Origin of the sequence: Acinetobacter sp. V110_1 (assembly GCF_031798975.1) — a bacterium.
GTDB classification, from domain to species: Bacteria; Pseudomonadota; Gammaproteobacteria; order Pseudomonadales; family Moraxellaceae; genus Acinetobacter; species Acinetobacter nosocomialis_A.
Genome location: NZ_JAVQNN010000030.1, coordinates 716,621 through 739,626 on the forward strand (window position 1 = coordinate 716,621; position 23,006 = coordinate 739,626).

19 protein-coding genes are annotated in these 23,006 nt (G+C 38.9%); 10 read left to right on the plus strand and 9 right to left on the minus strand.

Annotated features, from left to right (window positions below; translation table 11 throughout):
* The first annotated feature begins 256 nt into the window (after positions 1 to 256).
* From RMA95_RS14375 to RMA95_RS14405, 7 genes are all read left to right on the plus strand, one after another.
* The gene (locus RMA95_RS14375; protein ID WP_263613521.1) at positions 257 to 1,564 is read left to right on the plus strand and encodes a dicarboxylate/amino acid:cation symporter; all 1,308 of its coding nucleotides are present in this window, start codon (positions 257 to 259) and stop codon (positions 1,562 to 1,564) included.
* 684 nt (positions 1,565 to 2,248) lie between these two features.
* The gene (locus tag RMA95_RS14380) at positions 2,249 to 3,316 is read left to right on the plus strand and encodes a type II asparaginase (RefSeq protein ID WP_022574713.1); all 1,068 of its coding nucleotides are present in this window, start codon (positions 2,249 to 2,251) and stop codon (positions 3,314 to 3,316) included.
* A gap of 209 nt (positions 3,317 to 3,525) precedes the next feature.
* Positions 3,526 to 7,086, plus strand: a complete 3,561-nt coding sequence (gene dnaE / locus RMA95_RS14385; RefSeq protein WP_311071463.1) for a DNA polymerase III subunit alpha — start codon at positions 3,526 to 3,528, stop codon at positions 7,084 to 7,086.
* Between the two features lie 14 nt (positions 7,087 to 7,100).
* The gene (locus RMA95_RS14390; RefSeq protein ID WP_004887591.1) at positions 7,101 to 7,940 is read left to right on the plus strand and encodes an RNA methyltransferase; all 840 of its coding nucleotides are present in this window, start codon (positions 7,101 to 7,103) and stop codon (positions 7,938 to 7,940) included.
* A complete protein-coding gene (gene cysE, locus RMA95_RS14395; RefSeq protein WP_311071465.1) occupies positions 7,933 to 8,748 on the plus strand; it encodes a serine O-acetyltransferase in 816 nt (271 codons plus the stop codon). The genes RMA95_RS14390 and cysE overlap by 8 nt, the downstream gene beginning before the upstream one ends.
* Positions 8,749 to 8,853: 105 nt before the next feature.
* Positions 8,854 to 9,795 (plus strand): ABUW_2363 family tetratricopeptide repeat lipoprotein, encoded by a 942-nt coding sequence (locus RMA95_RS14400; protein WP_263613517.1) that lies wholly within the window; start codon positions 8,854 to 8,856, stop codon positions 9,793 to 9,795.
* A gap of 117 nt (positions 9,796 to 9,912) precedes the next feature.
* The gene (locus RMA95_RS14405) at positions 9,913 to 11,919 is read left to right on the plus strand and encodes an alpha/beta fold hydrolase (protein ID WP_311071468.1); all 2,007 of its coding nucleotides are present in this window, start codon (positions 9,913 to 9,915) and stop codon (positions 11,917 to 11,919) included.
* A gap of 53 nt (positions 11,920 to 11,972) precedes the next feature.
* On the opposite strand, the gene ahpF is transcribed toward RMA95_RS14405, so the two are convergent.
* The 3 genes from ahpF to RMA95_RS14420 all read right to left on the minus strand — a co-directional run bounded on the left by ahpF (position 11,973) and on the right by RMA95_RS14420 (position 14,798).
* The gene (gene ahpF, locus RMA95_RS14410) at positions 11,973 to 13,538 is read right to left on the minus strand and encodes an alkyl hydroperoxide reductase subunit F (RefSeq protein WP_311071470.1); all 1,566 of its coding nucleotides are present in this window, start codon (positions 13,536 to 13,538) and stop codon (positions 11,973 to 11,975) included.
* 178 nt (positions 13,539 to 13,716) lie between these two features.
* Positions 13,717 to 14,238 carry a chromate transporter gene (locus RMA95_RS14415; RefSeq protein ID WP_009388239.1) on the minus strand — a complete coding sequence of 174 codons (522 nt, stop codon included), beginning with the start codon at positions 14,236 to 14,238 and terminating at the stop codon, positions 13,717 to 13,719.
* Complete coding sequence (locus RMA95_RS14420) at positions 14,238 to 14,798, minus strand: chromate transporter (protein ID WP_311071474.1); 561 nt, start codon at positions 14,796 to 14,798, stop codon at positions 14,238 to 14,240. Before RMA95_RS14420 ends, RMA95_RS14415 begins: the two co-directional genes overlap by 1 nt.
* Before the next feature lie 101 nt (positions 14,799 to 14,899).
* Here RMA95_RS14420 and RMA95_RS14425 point away from each other — a divergent pair, with 101 nt between their 5' ends.
* On the plus strand, positions 14,900 to 15,802 hold the full coding sequence (locus RMA95_RS14425) for a LysR family transcriptional regulator (RefSeq protein ID WP_311071476.1): 903 nt from the start codon (positions 14,900 to 14,902) through the stop codon (positions 15,800 to 15,802).
* Positions 15,803 to 15,884: 82 nt separating this feature from the next.
* On the opposite strand, the gene arsB is transcribed toward RMA95_RS14425, so the two are convergent.
* Both arsB and RMA95_RS14435 read right to left on the minus strand, forming a co-directional pair.
* A complete protein-coding gene (gene arsB, locus RMA95_RS14430) occupies positions 15,885 to 16,919 on the minus strand; it encodes an ACR3 family arsenite efflux transporter (protein ID WP_013198160.1) in 1,035 nt (344 codons plus the stop codon).
* A 101-nt stretch (positions 16,920 to 17,020) separates the two neighbouring features.
* Positions 17,021 to 17,350 (minus strand): metalloregulator ArsR/SmtB family transcription factor, encoded by a 330-nt coding sequence (locus tag RMA95_RS14435; protein WP_192833504.1) that lies wholly within the window; start codon positions 17,348 to 17,350, stop codon positions 17,021 to 17,023.
* Positions 17,351 to 17,436: 86 nt separating this feature from the next.
* On the opposite strand from RMA95_RS14435, the gene arsC reads away from it, so the two are divergent.
* A complete protein-coding gene (gene arsC / locus RMA95_RS14440; RefSeq protein ID WP_198307714.1) occupies positions 17,437 to 17,865 on the plus strand; it encodes an arsenate reductase (glutaredoxin) in 429 nt (142 codons plus the stop codon).
* A gap of 69 nt (positions 17,866 to 17,934) precedes the next feature.
* On the opposite strand, the gene RMA95_RS14445 is transcribed toward arsC, so the two are convergent.
* The 3 genes from RMA95_RS14445 to RMA95_RS14455 all read right to left on the minus strand — a co-directional run bounded on the left by RMA95_RS14445 (position 17,935) and on the right by RMA95_RS14455 (position 21,025).
* Complete coding sequence (locus RMA95_RS14445; protein WP_000784879.1) at positions 17,935 to 18,096, minus strand: DUF1427 family protein; 162 nt, start codon at positions 18,094 to 18,096, stop codon at positions 17,935 to 17,937.
* Positions 18,097 to 18,153: 57 nt separating this feature from the next.
* On the minus strand, positions 18,154 to 20,028 hold the full coding sequence (locus RMA95_RS14450) for an amidohydrolase (RefSeq protein ID WP_311071482.1): 1,875 nt from the start codon (positions 20,026 to 20,028) through the stop codon (positions 18,154 to 18,156).
* A 310-nt stretch (positions 20,029 to 20,338) separates the two neighbouring features.
* Positions 20,339 to 21,025: a hydrolase gene (locus RMA95_RS14455; RefSeq protein ID WP_001043290.1), complete on the minus strand. Its 687-nt coding sequence runs from the start codon at positions 21,023 to 21,025 to the stop codon at positions 20,339 to 20,341.
* A gap of 197 nt (positions 21,026 to 21,222) precedes the next feature.
* Between RMA95_RS14455 and RMA95_RS14460 the strand changes: the two genes are divergently transcribed.
* Positions 21,223 to 22,113 (plus strand): LysR substrate-binding domain-containing protein, encoded by an 891-nt coding sequence (locus RMA95_RS14460; protein ID WP_311071484.1) that lies wholly within the window; start codon positions 21,223 to 21,225, stop codon positions 22,111 to 22,113.
* A 49-nt stretch (positions 22,114 to 22,162) separates the two neighbouring features.
* Here RMA95_RS14460 and RMA95_RS14465 read toward each other — a convergent pair whose 3' ends face one another.
* Entirely contained in the window at positions 22,163 to 22,903 is a 741-nt protein-coding gene (locus RMA95_RS14465) for a GntR family transcriptional regulator (protein ID WP_311071486.1), read from the minus strand.
* Between the last annotated feature and the right edge of the window lie 103 nt (positions 22,904 to 23,006).

Consider the following 23,006-nt stretch of genomic DNA (forward strand, 5'->3'; position numbering starts at 1 on the left):
TATAATTTTCCTCATTTTCCATTTTAGCTGTTATGCAAAAAATGCATGAGTTGATATTTTTTTGCATTTCACACTACTTCAAAATAGAGCAACAATCCCTTTCCATAACAACATCATCATATTCGATTCGGTTAACACTGATGCAGATTTAGGAAGATGAAATCAGTTAAAGGATCGAACTGAACTTACAAGGAAAGCTTTTCAATCATCTCTAGCCCATCTAAAAGATGATTGAACCCAAAGGATAGAGGTTCATATGAAGCAAAAGAAATTGCTCAAGTATATTGTGGTTGCTATTTTATTAGGAGTATTGACGGGTTGGATCTGTCACCACTTCTTTAACGAAGGTGAGCAACTGAAGCAAATCGCTTCTTATTTTAATATCGTCACAGATATCTTTTTACGTCTCATCAAAATGATTATTGCACCATTGGTATTTGCCACAATTGTGTCTGGCATTGTATCTATGGGTAAATCAACTTCTATTGGTAGTATCACGCTTAAGTCAATGACTTGGTTTATTACTGCGTCGTTTGTATCGCTTGCAATCGGTATGGGCTTAGTCAACTTTTTCCAGCCTGGCGCAGCATTAAATTTAGTATTACCAACAGCTCAAGAACTCAGTAGCGCCACTCTCCCAGCGACTACTGGCTTTACACTACAGTCATTCTTAAGCCATGTATTCCCGCGCAGTATTGCAGAAGCCATGGCGAATAATGATATTTTACAAGTACTTGTATTTGCTATTTTCTTTGGTTCAGCACTTGCTTATGTCAATCAGGGTAAAGAAAAAGACTCCGTTATTATTCGTCTAACGGATGAACTCAGTAAAATCATGTTCCGTATTACTGATTACGTCATGAAATTTGCACCTGTAGCAGTGTTTGCCGCGATTGCATCTGCAATTACTGTACAAGGCCTAGGCTTAATTGTTGACTACGGTATTTTAATTGCAGAGTTCTACTTCGGCCTTTTATTACTTTGGATCATTTTGTTCTCTGTTGGTGCAATCGTACTTAAAAAAGATATCTTCCGTTTAGGTAAGTTAATTCGTGAACCTGTAACACTTGCTTTTGCTACAGCTTCGAGCGAATCGGCTTATCCTAAAGTTATGGATGCCCTAAATAAGTTCGGTGTGCCTAAAAAAGTGACCAGTTTCGTTTTACCTTTAGGTTATTCATTTAACCTAGATGGTTCAATGATGTACACCACATTTGCAGTACTCTTTATTGCTCAGGCTTACCATATTGATTTGAGCTTCACCCAACAAATCTTAATTTTATTAACGCTTATGGTGACAAGTAAAGGTATTGCAGGTGTTTCGAGAGCTTCTATTGTGGTGATTTCAGCAACCCTGACGATGTTCCATTTACCTGAAGCTGGCATTTTGTTATTGCTCGGAATTGACCAATTCCTAGATATGGGCCGCACCGCTACAAATGTGGTTGGCAATAGTATTGCTACCGCAGTCGTCGCAAAACTTGAAGGTGACAAAGTTGCTGATATTGAAGAGTCACCAGAACCTGTATTAATTAAAACAACACAAGAACAAACGATCGCTTAAGTTTCTCTTTTCTCCCACTCTCCCAACTAAAGAGCAATTTTATATGACCAATAAAATTGCTCTTTTTTTTATTCTAAAATTAAACAATCAAAATTTACGGACATTTTTATATTAAATAATAGTCTCAAAAATAGATTTTAACTCCTATTAAATTTCTCAAATCCAAACCTTAAAAAAAGAATAAAAACCAAACAATCAAAATTTATATTTTTAAAAATATAGATCAATTGCTTACTTTTTAATTCAATTTATTGCTTATTACTTATATTAAATAGCTGAAATTATTATTGAGTTTAACTATATGAATTTTAATATTATTTACAATTTTAACTATAACATTAAAAATCAACAATATAAAATTATCACATGGTAAATAAAACTTCAAAACCACCTGTTATTTTCTATTTTTATAATAATAAAAAAGTCATTTGTAATCTTTATATAAAAAAGTAAAAAAAGAGAGATAAATTAGAAAAACTTAATAGATTTTTTATTTTTTTCATGATATTTATTAGCGCTGAATAAGAGCAATGACTAAATGATTGTTGTCGAAACAAAATGATATTCAGGGATGCTTCTTATTCAAACAAGTTGCGAATATGTTTTACATGGTATGTATTTTGCTTAGGACAAGCAGGCGTATTCAGCAAACTTCTACTTCGTCACTTCATAAGGATATTTTCGATGTTGACTAAAACTGTTAAATCTTTCGGTTTAGCTATGGGCTTATTGGCCTGCTCTCTCCCACTTTACGCAAAAAACAATGTTGTTGTCGTTGCTACTGGCGGTACAATCGCTGGTGCTGGTGCAAGCTCAGCAAATAGTGCAACTTACACAGCAGCAAAAGTTCCAGTTGATGCTTTAATCAATGCAGTGCCACAAATCAAAGATTTGGCAAATGTAAGCGGCATTCAAGCATTACAGGTTGCTTCTGAAAGTATTACTGACAAGGAATTATTACAAATTGCTCGTCAAGTAAACGACCTTGTTAAGAAGCCATCTGTGAATGGTGTCGTAATTACTCATGGTACAGATACTTTAGAAGAAACAGCATTTTTCTTAAATCTTGTTGTTCATACTGACAAACCAATTGTTGTTGTTGGTTCAATGCGTCCTTCAACTGCACTTTCAGCAGATGGACCACTTAACCTTTATAGCGCAGTTGCTTTAGCAGCTTCTGATGAAGCAAAAAATAAAGGCGTTATGGTTCTCATGAACGACTCTATTTTTGCTGCACGTGATGTAACTAAAGGCATTAACATTCATACAAATGCTTTTGTTAGCCAATGGGGTGCTTTAGGTACATTAGTTGAAGGTAAACCATACTGGTTCAGACAGTCTGTTAAACGTTTTGCAAATGCTTCAGAATTTAATATTGAAAATATTAAAGGTGATGCACTTCCACTCGTACAAATCGTTTACGGTTCAGACTCTATGCTTCCTGATGCTTATGAAGCATATGCAAAAGCTGGCGCTAAAGCGATTATCCATGCGGGTACAGGTAACGGTTCTGTTGCGAACTATATCGTTCCAACTTTACAAAAACTTCATGATAAAGACGGTATTCAAATTATCCGTTCATCACGTGTACCACAAGGTTTCGTATTACGTAATGCTGAACAACCTGATGATAAATATGGTTGGGTAGCTGCTCATGACTTAAACCCACAAAAAGCACGTCTTCTTGCAGCTTTAGCTCTTACTAAGACTAATGATGCTAAAGAAATTCAACGTATGTTCTGGCAGTACTAAGTTTTTCAACCAGCCCAAACTGATTTGGGCTGGTTCTTTTCTCCTTAATTCTCTCCTTGAAAATACACTCCATCTTTGGTCAATCCTCCACTTTCGTGTTCTCAACATTCTGTTTAAATACTAAAATCCATAACAGTTGCCAAAATATTAAGCATTTCGTTTGAACTTTGCGTGTTAAACTATGCTTCGGTCGCATTAAGGATTGGTTTATGCAGTTTGTTCATCTCGGTATTTACACAGAATTTTCGATTACAGAGTCGATTGTTCGCATACCCGACTTGGTCAAGGCTGCTGTAAAGGATGAAATGCCTGCGCTGGCACTTACCGACTTATCCAACCTGCATGCTGCTGTAAAGTTTTATAACTCTTGTCTAAAAAAGGGTATTAAACCTATTTTAGGTAGCACCATCCGTCTTAACGATGCCCAGCATCGTGCAACGTTACTTGCAATGAGTGAGGTTGGATGGAAAGGTATGACTGAAATTGTTTCACGTGGCTTCATTGAAGGTCAGCAACTCAGTATCCCTTGCGTACAAAAAGAATGGGTTCTAGAACAACACCAAGATATTATTGTTTTACTGGGTCAGCACAGCGATGTTGGACAAATGCTTTGCTCATCTAACCCACAAAAAGCTGAACCGTTACTTGAAGAGTGGATCGAGAAATTTGGCGATCGTGTTTATCTTGCTTTAACACGTACTGATCGTCCGGGCGAAGAAGACTTTATTCAAGAAGCTGCCAAACTTGCAGCTAAATACAAAATTGGTGTAGTTGCACATAACGATGTGCACTTTGTTGAAAAAGAAGACTTCGAAGCACACGAAGCACGTGTATGTATTGCAGATGGTTATGTTTTAGCAGATGACCGACGTCCACGTTTATATAGCCCGGAACAGCATTTCAAAACCTCAGATGAAATGATCGAGCTATTTTCAGATATCCCAAGTGCTATTGAAAACACCTACCATATTGCTAAACGCTGTAATGTCAGCTTAAAACTCGGCACTTACTTCTTACCTGAGTACCCAATTCCTGATGGTTTTACCATCGACAGCTATTTTGAGCACTTATCAAAAGAAGGTTTGGAAGAGCGTTTAAACTATCTTTACCCAGTTGAAAAACGTGGTGAAGACTGGCCAGAAATCCGTAAGCCTTATGATGAGCGAATTGATTATGAAGTCGGAATCATTCTTAAAATGGGATTCCCCGGCTACTTTCTTATCGTCATGGACTTCATTCAATGGGCAAAAAATAATGGTGTCCCTGTAGGCCCGGGCCGTGGTTCTGGTGCTGGTTCATTGGTTGCATATAGCTTAAAAATTACCGACCTTGACCCTCTTCGTTACGATCTACTCTTTGAACGTTTCTTAAACCCAGAACGTGTATCGATGCCCGACTTTGACGTCGACTTCTGTATCGCAGGTCGTGACCGTGTTATTGACTATGTATCACGTACTTATGGCCGTGAAGCGGTTTCGCAGATTGCCACGTTCGGTACAATGGCTGCAAAAGGAGCAATTCGTGACGTTGCCCGTGTTTTAGGTAAGTCGTATGGTCTAGCTGACCGTATTTCAAAAATGGTTCCAACTAAACCACTCGGTGTAGATTTGGCAACTGCGATTGAGATGGAACCTCAGCTTAAAGATATCGTCACCAATCCTTCAAACCCCGATAATGATGATGCCAGTGAAATTTGGGAAATGGCATTAAAGTTAGAAGGTATTACCCGAAATACTGGTAAACATGCCGGTGGTGTTGTTATTGCACCCGGTAAAATTACCGATTTCTCTGCGGTACTTTGTGACGCCGACGGTACTAACCGTGTAGCTCAATACGATAAAGATGACGTAGAAGCTGCAGGTCTCGTAAAATTCGACTTTTTGGGCTTACGTAACTTAACGGTTATTGAAGATGCTATTCAAAATATTAATAAAAATCGTGGCAATGACCCATTAAACATTTCTCACGTCCCTCTTGACGATCCTAAAGCTTATTCTGTCTTTGCCGATGCAAATACAACCGCGGTATTCCAGTTTGAATCCGTCGGTATGAAACGAATGCTGAAAGAAGCACGTCCAAGTAAATTCGAAGAAATTATTGCGTTCGTGTCTTTGTATCGTCCGGGCCCGATGGACCTGATTCCTGACTTTATTCACCGTATGCATGGTGGAGATTTTGAATATCTTCATCCTTTGCTTGAAGGCGTATTAGAGCCAACCTACGGGATTATGGTTTACCAAGAACAAGTAATGCAAACTGCACAGATTTGTGCGGGTTATACGCTCGGTGGCGCTGACTTGCTCCGCCGTGCGATGGGTAAAAAGAAACCTGAAGAAATGGTGAAACAGCGCCAAATCTTCCTTGAGGGTGCTGGACAAAAAGGTATTGATGAAAGCACAGCTAACCATATCTTCGACTATATGGAAAAGTTCGCAGGCTATGGTTTTAACAAATCGCACGCAGCTGCTTATGCTCTTGTTGCATACCATACAGCATGGTTAAAAGCCCACTATCCTGCCGAATTTATGGCAGCAGTAATGTCATCGGAAATGCAGAACACTGACAGTGTCGTATTTTTGATTGATGACTGTCGAAATAATGGACTCGAGGTCTTACCTCCATCGGTTAACATGTCGACTTATCATTTCCATGCCAGTGATGATAAAACTATTGTTTATGGTTTAGGTGCAATTAAAGGTGTTGGTGAACAGGCAATGCAGTCTGTTATTGACTCACGTCGTCAACAAGGTCCTTATACCGACCTATTCGACTTCTGCCACCGTATTGATTTGAAAAAAATCAATAAACGAACTTTAGAGGCACTTATCCGTGCTGGTGCGCTAGATTGTTTAGGTATTGAACGTTCTAGTTTAATGGCTCAATTGCCTGAAGCCGTACAAGCTGCTGAACAAGCACGTAGTAACCGTGAAAGCGGCATTATGGACTTATTTGGTGAAGTTGAAGAAGTTCAACGTAAACCTGCCAAGCCAGTTAAGCCATGGAGCGATGAAGTTCGTCTTAAGGGTGAAAAAGACACACTGGGTTTGTATTTAACAGGTCACCCTATTGATGTTTACCGTCAAGAACTCAAAGCCTTTATTCCTGCAAAACTTAATGAAATTACAGCAACTCGTCGTGGCGTAACGACTGTTTATGCAGGTCTTGTTCTTGATGTAGCCAACTTCCCAAACCGTGTTGTTATCGTACTCGACGATGGAACAGCACGTATTGAAGTAAGCTGTAACCATGAGCGTTTCCAACGCTTTAAAGATATCATTCAAGTTGAACGTGTAGTGGTCTTTGAAGGCGAAATTTATGAGCGTGAAGGCTTTGATCGTCCAATGGGGCGATTAAACAAAGCATTTAACTTAAATGAAATCAGACAAAAACGTGCCAATAGTATTCAAATCAAATTAACCAATGATTTAATGCAACCAAGTTTGGCCAAAGATCTACAAAATATATTATTGCCTTATTGTAATGTCGATATGCATCAGCATATTGCAATACAACTACAGATTGACCAACCATATGCTCAAGCTGAACTTCAGCTTGGCCCGCAATGGAAAGTCGCTCCTTTAGATGAACTTCTTACCAAACTGAGAGATTACTTTGGTAAAGATAATATTCATATTGAATATCAGGTAAAATCTAAGGCAGCTAAAGCAGCAGAACCTGTTCGTCCACAACCTGTTGCCTCACCTCCTGTGGACATGACTATTGATGATGCATTGGATTCATACCAAAGCGAAGTTTCTCAATATTCGTAATTTCTGGAAATCTTATGAGTTTGTTTGACGACACCGCCGTGTCAAAACAATTAGCACAAGTGCGTATTGTGATGGTCAATACCACTTTGCCTGCTAATATTGGCAGTGCTTTACGCGCAATGAAAACGATGGGCTTGAGTAAGTTGGTTCTGGTTTCACCAAAGACCTATCCACATCCAGATATTCAGGCGCTTGCTGCTGGTGCACAAGATTTATTAGAACAAGTTGAAATTGTTGAAACACTCGAAGACGCGATTAAAGATTGCCATTTAGTTTTTGGAACAAGTGCGCGTAGTCGTACTATTCCATGGCCTTTGCTTGATGTACGCCCTGCTTCCAAAGAAGCAATTAAGGCAGCTTCACAAGGTCAACAGATTGCGATCGTTTTCGGACGTGAAGACCGCGGCTTAACCAACGAAGAATTAGCTTTAGCAAACTATCACCTTACTATTCCTGTAAACTCGGACTATGGTGTACTTAACGTTGCTCAAGCGATTCAAGTCGTATGTTACGAACTTCGCATGTCGGTATTAGAGCAAAAAGAGTCTGTTTCTGATGATGGACAAATGCCACTTGCCCAAGGCCAAAGCATGCAATGGGATGAGCCTTTAGTCACTCAGCAACAAATGGAAGAGTTTTACCCTCATTTGGAAAAAATGCTTACCGAAATTGAATTTTTAGATCCAGAAAATCCTCGTTTATTACCTTTACGCTTGCGTCGTTTATTTGGTCGTATACAATTAGATCGTATGGAATATCATTTACTTCGCGGTATTTTTAGTCGAGTTCAAGCTCTGACTAGCGGCAAATGGAAAAAAGCATCATCGGATAAGGAGGATCAATCCAATGCTTAAACAGCTTAAAGAAGATATACAGGCTGTATTCGCGCGAGATCCTGCTGCACGAAATACATTTGAAGTACTCACCACTTATCCTGGTATTCACGCCTTGCTCTTGCACAGACTTGCACATGAGCTTTGGAAAAAAGACTGCAAAGGGACTGCCCGCTTTGTTTCATCATTTAGCCGTTTTGCAACAGGTATTGAAATCCATCCTGGTGCCAAAATTGGTAAACGCTTCTTTATCGACCATGGTATGGGCGTTGTGATTGGTGAAACTGCTGAAATTGGTGACGATGTAACGCTTTATCATGGTGTTACCTTAGGTGGTACCACATGGAAAACTGGCAAACGCCATCCAACGCTAGAAGATGGCGTGGTTGTAGGGGCTGGTGCAAAAATCTTAGGCCCATTTACAGTAGGTAAAGGTGCTAAAGTTGGTTCAAATGCTGTGGTGACAAAAGCGGTCCCTGCTGGTGTAACAGCAGTTGGAAACCCTGCTCGCTATATTTATAAAGATGCTGACAAAACTAAAGATAAAGATGAAGAACGTCGCCGTGATTATGCACAGAGTATTGGTTTTGCTCCGTATGCGACTACTGCTGATCAATCTGACCCAATTTTAGAAGGAATGCGAGTTTTACTTGACCGTATTCAACATAATGAAACACGTATGAATAGTTTGTGCCAACGCTTATCTGAACTTGACCCAACTTTCAAAAAAGAAAGCCAAGATGAACAGCCTTTTAGTGATGAAGAGCTAAAAATTCTTGAAGAAGTTCGTCGTGAATGCGGTGCACAAAACAAGACATCAAAAACGTAATATTCTTGATTCATAATGTAACACGCTTACCCTTGCAAGTGGGTTTAGCTTTTCCTAGACTTAGCTGTACCAAATCTGACTTTACTAAAATGAACGGAAGATCCTATGAATTTTAAGCCATTGGCGTATTTAATCCTTGCAACTTCTAGTTTAACAGCGTGTACAATGGCACCTGTAAAAGAACAAAAAATTGAACCTTTTGTTTTCAAGGAACCAGAGCTTACTCCTCCATTTTATGCGTTAAATCCATTTAATTATGATGCTCCACCTGCGTTTGAAGTCGCTTTAAAAGAAGCTGCAGCACAGCCTGTAACTAAAATGGTGGTAACTCGTCAGGACGATCCAACTAAATCACTTACATTAGATACAAATAAATTAATTGTACCTACTATCAATAATTCACAACGTTCAATGAAATACGCAGTTTTAGCGGGCGATAATGAAATTGATGTGACTGAAATTGATGACTTCTTACAACTTGTTGAAGGTAAAGCTCGTCACTACCCGCCTCGCTTTACTGACCGTCAAGAACGTAAAGGTTTTGAAAGCAAACTTAAAGAAGTCACTCAGCGCTTAGATACATTAGCTGCTAATCCAAATGCGTCATTTGATATTCTTATTCGTGCTTTTAAAGCAAGCGTACTTGCCCGTAACCTTGATTTAGGTACTGCGCATACAACTAGATCTTTAGAATATGCTCAAAGACTTTTAAAAATTAACCCAGACGATGCCGAAGCGAATTTCTGGTTTGGTTTTGGTTTGTCTGAAGGTGGTGGTCAACGTGAAGCTATTCCATACTTAGACAAAGCCATTAAAGGCAATGTTCAAGAAGCATATTTAGCCGCTGCAAATAACTATATTGCAATGGAACAAAAGAAAAATGCGATTCAGACTTTGAAAAATTACAAGGTTAAATACCCTGACGAAGCTGAAGTTGCAGATCGTTTAATTCAAGAAATTGAAAAACAAGGTCGTTGGAATGTATGGCAAGTATTAACAAACCCTGCTATGGCACCAGCTACCCCAACTGCACCTGCAAAAAAGTAAGAGTATAAGCTTATTAAAAAGGGCTGATTTGACAGCCCTTTTTTTATATTTGATCAATTGAAAAATACTTTAAAATTTGTATGATCAGCATATTACTGATCCACATATTTGACCATAATGTTTGTTAGAAAAAGAAACTCAGCGCTCTTCACGGTCATACTCCTCGGTTCAATTCTGAGCGGATGTCAGGTGGTCAATGTTAAGCAACAAGCTCTCAACGTTACTATTGCAAATGAACGTAATAGTATTCTTACCCAAGATAAACTGAGTGAAGCAAGTCTTAACGTTTTGTCTATGTCAGGACAAGAGGCCAAAACCTGTACAGACTCCCCTGACACCTGTGTTAATCAGCTTAAAAATCTTCCCCAAATTTTAGACGAACAGCTTTTATCTGCTGCAAGCGAAATGTATCTGGCAAAAGCGATGGCTTTATCAGATTCTTCCGAGTGTAAAATTAGTCGATTCACTAAACACAAAGCGGCTGATGAACAAAAAGCGATTCAGAATAAATATGACGATTGCTTAGACCAGCAATTGAACTTACTCGACAAGAGTATCCGTTATAGTTATGCCTATTTGTTCTCAACAAAACGTCAGCCGACTGACCGTATTTTTGATAACAGACAAGTTCAAATACGCGACTTTTATAATCAAGCCATTGCCAAAATGGTGAGTGTTTATGATTTAAGATACCCGAAAAAAAATGTGGTAGAACCACAAATCCATATTGGTAAGAGTGTTTATTCAATAGACTTTGAGTTTCATAGACAATTAACTGGCCAAAAGTTAGAGAAATTAATTTCGAGCTATAACTTAAATTTCTCTGGTTTAAGAACAATCAACCGTCGTGATGGTTTCGGTTCTGAATTTGTGGCTGTTTTTCCGAGTTCAGGAAAAGAAGACATTAATGAATATATTTTAGATCCACTCAATTACAGTTATAAAAATGGTGTGAATCCTAATATTCACCATGCCCGTTATTTAGCAGCAACGATTGTGGCTGAGCCTAAAAATGCTAAAACTGTTCAAGACATTCTAAATAACCCAGAATTTGTAATTCGAGTTTATGACCCTTATCGTACCGATAATATTAATGTCGCAGGTAAGCAATACCCCCTAGCTGCGAACTTCTCTGCACCTTATGGTTTATGGCTAGCTGAAAATAACTTAGGCGTAGCGGCTTATTTAAGTCTGATTGATCGTGATCAGCATTTAACTATGCCGCACCTCTATATGCTTGAACCTTATAATCCAAACAAAAAAATTATTGTGTTGGTACATGGTTTGGCAAGTAGCCCCGAGGCATGGATTGCTCTCACCAACGATGTTATGGGCGATACTGTTTTAAGAGATAACTATCAGGTTTGGCAAGTTTTCTACTCGACCAACATGCCAATTTTGGAAAGTCGCTTCCAAATTTATGCACTGCTTAAACAAGCGTTTGGTTCGCTAAACCCAAGTGACCCTGCTGCACATGATGCTGTTCTTGTAGGTCATAGTATGGGCGGTATTATTAGCCGTTTACTGGTCAGTGATGGTGATATTACCAAACCTGCCTTAAAACTGATGACTGTACGTCAACAGAACCGTTTCAAGAAACACCCTATGGTTACCGAGCGATTGCAAATGCATTCAATTGCTAACTTTGATCGTGCAATTTTCTTGGCATCGCCTCACAGAGGTACAGATTATGCAGATCGTTGGTTTACGTTAGCAGCACGTAAAATTATTCGTTTACCGGGTGCATTTTTATCGGCTGTTGCCACTTCACTCACCACTGAAAATTTAGATGTTAAAGATTTCTTGAATAACATTGATAATGGTTTGATTCAAAATGGTCCAAGTGATTTGAGTCATCAATCTAAATTTATGGAGCTTACGGAAAATATTAACCCACACCAAGGATTAGTCTTCCACTCAATTATGGGTAACATTACCAAGAGCGATGATCCAAATGTAATTACCGATGGTATTGTTCCTTATAAGAGCGCTCACTTAGAAGGCGCAAAATCTGAGAAAGTTCTTCCGGGTGGTCATTCAATCCAGCTCACACCCCAAGCGGTATTAGAATTGCGTCGTATTTTACGAGAGCATTTAGTCGAACACGGTTTATATAAACCATAAAAATAAAAAAGAGCCAAAGGTGATCCTTTGGCTCTTTTGTTTTAGACTAGATTTTACTGCCCAGAACGAATGATGTAATCAAACGCAGAGAGTGATGCTTTAGCACCTTCACCGGTAGCAATAATGATTTGCTTGTAAGGCACAGTGGTACAGTCACCCGCAGCAAATACACCTTGAACATTGGTTTCGTTGCGGTCATTGACAATGATCTCTCCACGGTTGGTTAACTCAACTTCACTGTCTTTTAAGAAGTCAGTGTTTGGTAGTAAACCAATCTGTACAAAGATCCCTGCAAGCTCTACCACATGCTCTTCATCAGTGGCACGGTCTTTATATTTAAGACCAGTCACTTGTGAGCCATCACCTAACACTTCTGTACTTAACGCATTCATAATTACAGTGGTGTTTGGCAAGCTATGTAATTTGTTTTGCAACACTTGGTCAGCACGAAGTTTTGTATCGAACTCAACCAAAGTCACATGCTCAACAATCCCTGCAAGGTCAATTGCAGCTTCAACACCTGAGTTACCACCACCAATCACGGCAACACGTTTGCCTTTGAACAATGGACCATCACAGTGTGGGCAGTAGGCAACACCACGGGTGCGGTATTCAGCTTCACCCGGTACATTCATTTCTCTCCAACGTGCACCTGTAGAAAGGATCACAGTTTTCGATTCAAGTTTTGCACCGTTTTCAAGTTCTACCGCAACCAGACCATTTTCAGTTTGGTTGGCACCTGTGATCTTGCTAACACGTTGCAGGTTCATGATATCGACATCATATTCACGGACATGTGCTTCCATCTCAGCAGCAAACTTAGGACCTTGAGTCTTTTGCACAGAAGTGAAGTTTTCAATGTCCATGGTATCCATCACCTGACCACCAAAGCGTTCAGCCACGATACCTGTGTTAATACCTTTACGTGCCGCATAGATTGCAGCTGTTGCACCCGCAGGTCCACCACCAATCACCAATACATCAAAAGCATCTTTGGCATTGAGTGCGGCTGCATCTTTTTCAGCTGAGTTGGTGTCAAGTTTTGCCACAATCTCTTCAAGGGTCATACGACCTTGACCAATGTGTTCGTTGTCTTGGAATACCATTGGTACAGCCATGATTTTGCGTTGTTCCACTTCGTCTTGGAAGAATGAACCATCAATCATGGTTGCTGTGGTGTTCGGGTTATAAATCGCGATCAGGTTGAGCGCCTGTACCACATCAGGACAGTTATGGCAGCTTAAAGATACAAACACATCAAAGTTGGCTTTGAGGTTTAGGCCTTTAATCTGGTTAAGCACTTCATCAGAAACCTTCGGTGCATAACCAGACACCTGTAACAGAGCCAAGATCAAAGACGTAAACTCATGACCCATCGGTAAGCCTGCAAAGAACACACGAGGCTGTTCACCTGCCTTAGCCACACCAAAGCTTGGACGACGTGTATTGTTACCATCAAAACGGGCAGTCACCTTGTCAGAAAGCTCAGCGATTTCTGTCACTAACTCTTTAATTTGAGCAGCTTTATCTGATTCATCTAAAGCAGCAACTAATTCGATTGGACTTTCTAAACGTTCTAAATAAGCTTTTAATTGAGTTTTAATGTTTTGATCTAACATCTGTTTTTGCTCCAATGCATCCAAATTCTTTCAATAGATGCATAGTACGTTAAAACAATAAATAGGTAAAACAGTATGTTTTTATAGATTTAATCGGTTTTTTAGATTTAATTGTTATTTTCTTCATCAAAAAAAGCCAACCTGAACTCATCCAGCGCAGGTCGGCAAACTGGTTAAACTAAAGTAAGACCACGCCAAATACCGCTCCAGCAATCAATACATGCAAGGGATGAACTTTTTTAATTAAAGATAATAAAGTTGCAATGACGACCATAATTACAAGTAAAGTATTTATTGCTGCTGCCTCAGAAATAATCCACGCACTGGCAAGCACTGTTCCCACAGTGACAGGCTGTAAAGCAAGCTGTAAAACACGGCGCCATTTCTTATCTTTAAATTTTGACCAACCTCTCATTACAAACACAGTAATAATTGATGAAGGTAAAAATTTAGCAGTAGACGTTACCAGTAGACCTGACAACCCTGCTACATGCCATCCTACCAACGGTACAATCATCATGTTTGGACCGGGAGCTGCTTGAGCCATGGCAAATAATGCACTAAATTCTTGTGCCGTCATCCAATGGTGAATATCAACCACTTGGCGTTGCATTTCAGGCAAAATTGTATTGCCGCCACCAAATGCAATAAGAGACAATTGAGTAAAAATGATGGCTAAAGTAAGTAGAACTGCGCCCATTACACACGTCTCCAAATAATAGTTGAATAAAGTGCCAACAAAATCAGCATGGTTAAAAGCAAAGAGATTTTTAGAAAAGCAATGCTAACAATTGCTGCCACGACAACACACATCGCTATTGGGTTACGTAATAATGGTTTCAACATTTTTAAGCCAGTTGCCACCAGAAGCCCTGCTGCTGCTGCTCCTAACCCTTCAAAAAGATGCTTAACCATAAGGTTGTCTTGGAACTGCTCATAGACATAATGTAAAAGTACAACAATTATTGTAGGTGCAAGGATCAGACCAATGAGGGAGGTCACTGCTCCACGGACACCGCGAAACTCCATGCCAATCGCAACCGATAAATTAATAATATTGCCGCCCGGTAAAAATTGACACAGACCAAGCAACTCAGTGAATTTTTCAGGGCTTAACCATTGTCTCTGCTCTACAATAACTTTACGGGCTAAAGGCAGCACGCCACCGAATCCAATTAAACCTAATGTTAAAAAACCTAAAAATAACTCTGTGCAGGTCGGGACACTCTCCTTCTGCACGGCAATCTCAACATGGTTCATTTTCGTTACTTTTCACTTTATCTGACCAAGATAGAATGATACTTTTGTGATATATCTACAAATGCTTTTATTTTCATTAACCATACCATAAAGGTATTCCTATGCTCGATTTACATAAGCTCCATGCCTTTGTTGTGGTAATTGAAGAAAGGAATATTACACATGCCGCAAACCGATTGTTTATTCAACAGCCACCTTTAACGCGTTTACTTAAAAAACTCGAAGAAGAACTCGGTACACAATTACTTATTCGCCAGCCTCGAGGAATTGAACCAACAGAAGCGGGTTTAGCTTTATTTAAAGAAGCACAACTTTTATTAGAACATGCCAGACATATCCCCAAATTAGTCCAAGATGTTAGCCAAGGTAAAACTGGGCAACTCAATATTGGTTTTACAAGTTCAGCAGGTTTGCATCCGCTTATTTCACTAGTATTGCGCTCATATCGAGAAATATATCCAAACGTACAAACCAAACTTGAAGAAGCAGGCAGCCAAAAACAATTAGATCGATTAATCTCCGAGAAACTTGATATTGCTTTTTTGAGAGCGCCGATCAGCCGTGATATCGGGTTAAAACATCTTCATATATTAGATGAGCCAATGATGGTGGCATTGCCTATGGGCCACCCACTTACACAAAAAGAAAAAATTAGCTCAAATGACTTATCAGATGAAAATTTTGTTTTATACCGTCGTTCTTCAGGACAAGGTTTATATGACAATATTTTATATAGCTGTTATCAAGCAGGCTTTAGTCCACGCATTATTCAGGAAGCACCTCGCCCTACTGCAACATTAAATTTAGTCGCTGCTGGAATTGGTATAACGATTGTGCCAGCCTCAATGCATAACTTTTGGGAACATGAAATTGTATATCGCGAGTTTGATGACTCTATAAAAATGAATGCGCCTATTTACTTGATTACACGTGAAAATGAAAATTCAGCGAAAGTTTCAAACTTTATTGAACTATTGCAAAAACTTTTGCCAACGATGACTTGAATGTGAATAACGAGACAATAAAAAAGTGCCTGTCTAAAGGCACTTTAATAAAACTTTGATCAAATAAATTTTGTTATATCTCTTAAGCGTAATACTTTTTCTTTAACCAAAGCGAAACTGAAACCAATGAAATCAGCACAGGTACTTCAACCAATGGTCCTATTACTGTAGTAAATGCCACAGGTGACGCTAAACCAAAAGTTGCAATCGCAACAGCTAAAGCCAACTCAAAGTTATTACCTGCCGCGGTAAATGAAATTGCCGCTGTACGCGGGTAATTATTCCCCATACGTTTACTCATAAAGAAGCTAATAAAGAACATCACCACAAAGTAAATCGTAAGTGGAATCGCAATACGTAATACATCTAAAGGTAAGCTCACTACATCACCACCTTTTAGACTAAACATCGCCACAATGGTAAAAAGTAAAGCAATTAAACTAATCGGGCTGATTTTTGGTAAAAATTTAGTTTGATACCAATCTAACCCTTTTGATTTAACTAAAACCAAACGCGTCAAGAACCCCATTAAGAATGGAATACCTAAGTACACCAAAACCGCATGTGTGATGGTCCAAAAATTCACATCAATGACTTGCCCTGCCACACCAAAATAAGGCGGTAAGAAAGTTAAGAAAAGCCATGCATAAGTACTAAAGAATAAGATCTGGAAAATACTGTTAAATGCAACCAACGCTGCAACATATTGGTTATCGCCACAAGCCAAACCATTCCAGACCAATACCATTGCAATACAACGTGCCAAGCCAATTAAAATGAGGCCAGTCATATACTCTGGATAGCTATGTAAGAAAATAATCGCAAGGATAAACATTAATACTGGAGCAATAATCCAGTTCTGTACCAATGATAAAGTTAAGGTTTTCTTATCTTTAAATACTTCTGGTAACGCAGCGTAATCAACCTTTGCTAAAGGTGGATACATCATCAAAATTAAACCAATCGCAATTGGAATATTAACGTTATCTACACTTAATTCGTTTAAAGACACAGATGCTTGAGGAAAGAAAACTCCAATCGCTAAGCCTAAAGCCATCGCAATAAAAATCCACAGCGTCAGGTTTCGATCTAAAAAGGAAAGCCCTTGTTTGGTCATGCTCTACTCGATGAAAGAATTGATTAATGTTGTTCAATGCATACAACTGACTAAGTACTGATACTAAAAAAACAAATTTTTAAGACAAAAAACTAGGAAGATTAATCACAGCACGTTGTAGTAGTGAAAGGTTGATCTTGTTGTTTGACTCTTGTCTTAGTCTCATCATTTCCGATCACCTTTAAAATATCTAAAGCCCAGACAGGTAAATCAGGATTTAAGCTGTAATAGACCCACTGGCCTTTTCTTTCATCCAGTAATACGCCATGAGTTCTTAATAATGCCAAGTGTCTGGAGATTTTCGGTTGGCTCAACTCAAGCTGTTCTGTTAGCTCACAAACACAAATATTTTGTTTGTTTAGAACTAATTTAAGAATATTTAACCGAGTTTGGTCAGATAGACATTTAAAGAAATCGACTTGGTTGATCATATCTTCAACAGAATATATTTGTTATTGCAAATATACGGATATCCATATATAAAAGCAATATCTTAATTCAACGCTGAATTTACGCCATGACTGAGCAAGTAAAAATCTATCATAACCCTGCTTGTGGAACCTCACGCAATACATTGGCGCTTATTCGTCATGCTGGGATTGAACCCAGTATTATTGAATATTTAAAAACACCACCAAGTAAAGATGAGCTAATCCAACTCATTAAGGATTCAAACTTAACTGTACGTGAAGCAATCCGTAAAAATGTTGATCCATATAAAGATTTAGAGTTGGAACAAGCTCATTGGACCGATGAGCAGTTAATTGCTTTTATGGTGCAGTACCCAATTTTAATTAATCGCCCATTCGTGGTAACACCAAAAGGCACACGACTTTGCCGCCCTTCTGAAGTGGTGCTCGACATTTTAGATTCAAAAAACTTAGGCTATTTTGCAAAAGAAGATGGTGAAGTGATTATTGATGAACAAGGCAGTCGTATAAAGTAATTGAAGATACTTATTAATATAAAAAGCTAAATGGCATGGAACCATTTAGCTTTTTTTGAATGAAACGGATTAAAAATAGGATTTGATAAAAGGAAGCAGTTGCTCTCCAATTACCATGCCTAATAAACCGACTAATGCAACAAGAGGTGGAGCTGGTGACTTAACATTTAAAACGTAATATAAGACACCAACGAGCAACCCTACAGCCAAAGATAACAAGTACATTTTCATCGTACATACCTTAGAGAAGCAAGCCATTTAACGAGGCAGGTTCCCAAACTGTTTTATTTAAAATGCAAAACAAGAACACCCGAGTGCACCCCAGAAAGATTTTTTGTCCTTATCATTTACAGGAACATCAAGCATCCATGAGTGGCTATGTCCATGCATGCCACAACTGCTAGTACATTCACACAATGCACTTTGTGACTGTAATGATTGATTCGAAGGTGCATTACGATTTTCGGATAAACGCCACTGACCACCAAAGCGTTTTACTGGCGACCATGTTGGAGATGCTGGCGGTAATGGCGGATCGTCTTGCTTAAACTCAGCCCCTGCATATACCACTTTTCCGCCTAAAACAGTGAGTACAGACTCAATCCACTGGATATCTTCTGCTTCCACTTTGAAGTAGTCATCGGACAATACGACCAAGTCAGCAAGTTCCCCTGCTGTGAGTGAACCTTTGACATCTTTTTCACCTGAGAACCAAGCCGAACCTTTAGTCCAGAGTTTAAGTGCTGTCTGACGGTCTAATAGATTTTTTTCATCATAGAGTGGTAAACCACCGACTGTTTTACCCGTACTTAGCCAATACAAACACACCCAAGGGTTATAAGAGGCAACACGAGTCGCATCTGTCCCAGCCCCCACAGGAACACCAAGTTCTAACATTTTCTTAACTGGTGGCGTTGCCTGAGCAGCTTCGGCACCATAGCGTTTTACGAAAATCTCACCTTGATATGCCATACGGTGTTGAATGGCAATACCACCACCCAACGCACCAATACGTTCGATATTACGTTCAGATACAGTTTCGGCATGGTCAATAATAAATCGAGTTGCAAACGGCTGTTTTGAATTTACTTTCTCAAAGACATTGAGCAAACGATTAATACTTTCATCATAGGTTGCATGAATACGGAATGGCCATTTCTTTTCAGCCAAGTGCTCTACAATGGCTTCGAGTTCACCTTCCATTTTTTCCGGTAAATCCGGACGTGGCTCATAGAAATCTTCGAAGTCACCTGCCGACCAAGTCAGGTTCTCACCTGCTCCATTCATTCTAAATAGCTCATCACCATCACCTGGAAATGTCATTTCGGTCCAACGGCGATAATCATCAAGCTCTTGGCCTGCCTTCTGAGCAAATAGGTTATAAGCAATTCGAACCGTCATTTGATTTTGATCGTGCAATTGCTTAATTACATCATAATCTTCAGGATAGTTTTGACCGCCACCACCCGCATCAATTGCTGAAGTAATACCTAATCGGTTCAACTCACGCATGAAATGACGAGTTGAATTGACTTGGTCTTCAACTGGCAATTTCGGTGCTTTACCTAAGGTCGAATACAAAATCATAGCGGATGGAGTTGCCAGCAATAAACCTGTTGGCTCACCCTTTTCATCTCGTACGATCTTGCCACCCGGTGGGTCTGGCGTGTCTTTGTTAAAGCCTAATACCTCAAGCGCAGCTCGATTCAACAAAGCACTGGCATATAAATGTAAAACGAATACAGGAGTATCTGGCGCAGCTTTATTAATTTCTTCTAAAGTCGGTAAACGCTTTTCGGCAAACTGGAACTCAGTCCATCCGCCTACGACACGAACCCATTGTGGAGTTGGCGTATTATCTGCTTGCTCCTTAAGTAAACGTAATGCATCAGCAACGGATGGCACACCTTCCCAGCGCAGTTCCATATTGTAATTTAAGCCACCACGAATAATATGCAGATGACTGTCATTTAGACCTGGTATAACGCGACGACCATTTAAGTCTACGACTTTGCTTATAGATGTTGCGAGCTTCATAACCTCATCATTTGTGCCTGTGCGTACGACTTTACCGTCTGCAATCGCAATTGCTTGTACTTCGGGGTTCTGAGGATCTAGTGTTGTGATTTTACCGTTTATGAGTATGAGGTTTATTTCGGTCATTCTGAACTCCATTCTTGTGAATTATCGTTCTAAAAAATAAAGGTATAGCAACATATATATTTCATTATTCTTTTTGATTTTACACGACGGAGTCTGACCGTTTTACATCCAATAAGAGGAGTTAATTCTGTTACTTTTCTTTCGGGAAAAGTAACCAAAACCATTGCCATCTGCAAAACTCGTTCAATTACAATCTTTTCAGATTTTGTCCTGCCTCGAACAGTTGCAGATGGCTTTTCCACTTATCAAATATAGTCAAAAATCGAATAAATCAACTTAAATATCGAAATACCCTTAACTCAACTATTTCTTATTTTGCAGGAACTGGTGCAAGTACTTCGTGTTTTGATGTTGTACGTTCAGGCGCCTTATGTACCATCGTATAGGCATAGTCCACACCCATACCGTAAGCACCAGAATGCTCGCGTACAATTGCCATAACTGCATCATACGTATCACGGTGTGCCCAATCACGTTGCCATTCAAGTAATACTTGTTGCCAAGTTACCGGAACAACACCTGCTTGAATCATACGTTGCATGGCATAGTCATGTGCTTCTTTTGATGTACCACCAGAAGCATCTGCAACCATATAAATTTCATAATCGCCTTCAAGCATGGCGCCAAAAGCAAAGGTGTTATTGCACACTTCTGTCCATAAGCCTGAAACAATCACTTTTTTACGATTATTTTTTGCAAGCGAATCGCGTACTTTTTGGTCATCCCATGAATTCATTGAAGTACGTTCTAGTAATGGAGCATCTGGAAATACATCTAAAAGTTCTGGATAGGTATGACCAGAAAAGCTTTCAGTTTCAACCGTGGTAATGGTGACAGGAATATTGAATGTTTTAGCTGCTTTTGCTAATCCTACCGTATTATTCTTTAATACTTGGCGGTCTATTGACTGTACCCCAAAAGCCATTTGTGGCTGATGATCAATAAAAATAACCTGACAATTTGTTGGTGAAAGTTGTTCTAAAAGTGACTTATTCATGGGTAAACTCCATTATTCCTTATGAGTAATGCATTAAAATTGCTTACTGGTCATTATCAAAACAGATAAAAATGTAAAAGCATAGACAGCAAATCAGCACGAATCTGTATGCTGTACGAATACAATAAAATCAATGATTGCTTTTTAATTTTTATAGTTTAATCATTGATATATATTTTTTTAACTTTTGCTTATCCATGGATCGATTAGACTGTATTTCCACTTTTGTAAGTGTCGTAGAACATGGGAATTTTAGTAGCGCAGCCAGAGCACTCGACATCTCACGTGATTTAGTGGCCAAACGTGTTTGCTACCTCGAAAATGACCTAAAAACTACACTGTTAACCCGAACCACAAGACAGATGAACCTCACCTCTTGTGGAGAAAAGTTTTATCAGCATAGCAAAGTCATTTTAAGTGAGTTTGAATGGGCTGCCTACGAAATTAGCTATAATCAGCAGTACCCAGAAGGCGAACTCAAGCTCAATACGCCAATGTCTTTTAGCAATATTTTTCTTCAAAATATCATTTCAGACTTTATTGAGAAATATCCCAGTATTAAAATTGATCTATTCATGACTGATCAACTACTAGACATGAATAATAATAAATTTGATTTAACCATTCGCGTAGATGGCTCTCCTCCAAACTTAGCAAATAGTAAAATATTAAATACCTATCAGCGCTATCTATATGCGACACCTGAGTATTTCAATCAGCATGGATTACCAGACTCATTAGAAGAACTTAAAGAACATAAGTTTCTGATTTATTATCAGGATAGTCGACATAAGAAATTGATTTTCCAAAAAGATCAAAAAGAAGTGTCCTTTAATTGCTTCCCAGTCATGACCTGTAATAATGGTGAATTATTATTAGATATGTGCTTGAAAAATCACGGTATCGTCTTTCTTCCAGAGTTTATTGCGGAACCTTACTACAAAGAAGGTAAATTACAAAAATGTTTGGAGGACTACACCAGTCAGCCACTTCATTTATATGTGACATGGCCAAACCGTAAGATTTTGTCGAAGAAAGTAAAACTATTTATTGATTTTTTAACTCATCAAATCATTCCTATAAAATAACTAATCTGGGCCTTTTCCATAGGAAATGGCCTATTATTTTTTAGTTAGTTTAAATGGTTTCAATTTTCTTATTTTTAAATAAATTTAATAAATTTTGCTCTGCTGTTGCTGTGCCGTCTTGTTCAACAAATGTCGTCGCGTAGTGTTCTAAATGCTCTTCCATCAATTGAGTGGCTCGTTTTTCATCGCCTTGCTCAATGGCATTTAAAATTGCACGATGTTCATCTGCCGAACAATTATTATGTTTGGGAATTTCATATAAGCCAATTAATAACGAAGTCCTTGCAATAAGCGTCTGCAAATAACTGGTCATAATCGTATTTTGATTTGCTTCAATCAGCTTTAAATGAAATTGCCCCGATAGCTTAATCCACTCGGCCCAATTGCCAGCTAAACGCTCATGAGACTCTTGATCTACTAAGCCTCGAAGCTCACTAAAATCTAGGTTATGTGACTTTTGAGCGAGCTTTTTTACAGTGGCGATTTCAAGCATGCTGCGTGCTTCAAAGACCTCTTTTGTCTCATGAACGCTATGCTTTGCGATGAGTGCCCCACGATTGGGCTGAATTTCGATAACCTTATCATGGGCAAGTTTCACGAAAACACGTCTTAACACTCCCCTCGTTACACCAAATGCCTCACACAAAGGTGCTTCAACTAAACGTGCGCCAGGAACGAGTTGTCGATTTAAAATAGCATCTACAATAGCGTTATATATATGGTCATCAATTTCATCATTGCTCATTTCTACGGCTTTTTTTGGTGCATTTGATGGCATTGATTTCTCCATTTTTATTAACGCCTCCTCTTTCTAAAACTTTATCTAATAACTGTAGTGTAAGTTTAACTTAAGCGTTTTGGAATATTGCTCTCATTTCCAAAACACTAATGTT

What these genes read in the sequence shown, in the direction of transcription:
- RMA95_RS14375 (WP_263613521.1), top strand. Translation starts at nt 257, where the DNA reads ATGAAGCAAAAGAAATTGCTCAAGTATATTGTGGTTGCTATTTTATTA.
- RMA95_RS14380 (WP_022574713.1), top strand. Translation starts at nt 2,249, where the DNA reads ATGTTGACTAAAACTGTTAAATCTTTCGGTTTAGCTATGGGCTTATTG.
- dnaE (WP_311071463.1), top strand. Translation starts at nt 3,526, where the DNA reads ATGCAGTTTGTTCATCTCGGTATTTACACAGAATTTTCGATTACAGAG.
- RMA95_RS14390 (WP_004887591.1), top strand. Translation starts at nt 7,101, where the DNA reads ATGAGTTTGTTTGACGACACCGCCGTGTCAAAACAATTAGCACAAGTG.
- cysE (WP_311071465.1), top strand. Translation starts at nt 7,933, where the DNA reads ATGCTTAAACAGCTTAAAGAAGATATACAGGCTGTATTCGCGCGAGAT.
- RMA95_RS14400 (WP_263613517.1), top strand. Translation starts at nt 8,854, where the DNA reads ATGAATTTTAAGCCATTGGCGTATTTAATCCTTGCAACTTCTAGTTTA.
- RMA95_RS14405 (WP_311071468.1), top strand. Translation starts at nt 9,913, where the DNA reads ATGTTTGTTAGAAAAAGAAACTCAGCGCTCTTCACGGTCATACTCCTC.
- ahpF (WP_311071470.1), bottom strand. Translation starts at nt 13,538, where the DNA reads ATGTTAGATCAAAACATTAAAACTCAATTAAAAGCTTATTTAGAACGT.
- RMA95_RS14415 (WP_009388239.1), bottom strand. Translation starts at nt 14,238, where the DNA reads ATGGGCGCAGTTCTACTTACTTTAGCCATCATTTTTACTCAATTGTCT.
- RMA95_RS14420 (WP_311071474.1), bottom strand. Translation starts at nt 14,798, where the DNA reads ATGAACCATGTTGAGATTGCCGTGCAGAAGGAGAGTGTCCCGACCTGC.
- RMA95_RS14425 (WP_311071476.1), top strand. Translation starts at nt 14,900, where the DNA reads ATGCTCGATTTACATAAGCTCCATGCCTTTGTTGTGGTAATTGAAGAA.
- arsB (WP_013198160.1), bottom strand. Translation starts at nt 16,919, where the DNA reads ATGACCAAACAAGGGCTTTCCTTTTTAGATCGAAACCTGACGCTGTGG.
- RMA95_RS14435 (WP_192833504.1), bottom strand. Translation starts at nt 17,350, where the DNA reads ATGATCAACCAAGTCGATTTCTTTAAATGTCTATCTGACCAAACTCGG.
- arsC (WP_198307714.1), top strand. Translation starts at nt 17,437, where the DNA reads ATGACTGAGCAAGTAAAAATCTATCATAACCCTGCTTGTGGAACCTCA.
- RMA95_RS14445 (WP_000784879.1), bottom strand. Translation starts at nt 18,096, where the DNA reads ATGAAAATGTACTTGTTATCTTTGGCTGTAGGGTTGCTCGTTGGTGTC.
- RMA95_RS14450 (WP_311071482.1), bottom strand. Translation starts at nt 20,028, where the DNA reads ATGACCGAAATAAACCTCATACTCATAAACGGTAAAATCACAACACTA.
- RMA95_RS14455 (WP_001043290.1), bottom strand. Translation starts at nt 21,025, where the DNA reads ATGAATAAGTCACTTTTAGAACAACTTTCACCAACAAATTGTCAGGTT.
- RMA95_RS14460 (WP_311071484.1), top strand. Translation starts at nt 21,223, where the DNA reads ATGGATCGATTAGACTGTATTTCCACTTTTGTAAGTGTCGTAGAACAT.
- RMA95_RS14465 (WP_311071486.1), bottom strand. Translation starts at nt 22,903, where the DNA reads ATGGAGAAATCAATGCCATCAAATGCACCAAAAAAAGCCGTAGAAATG.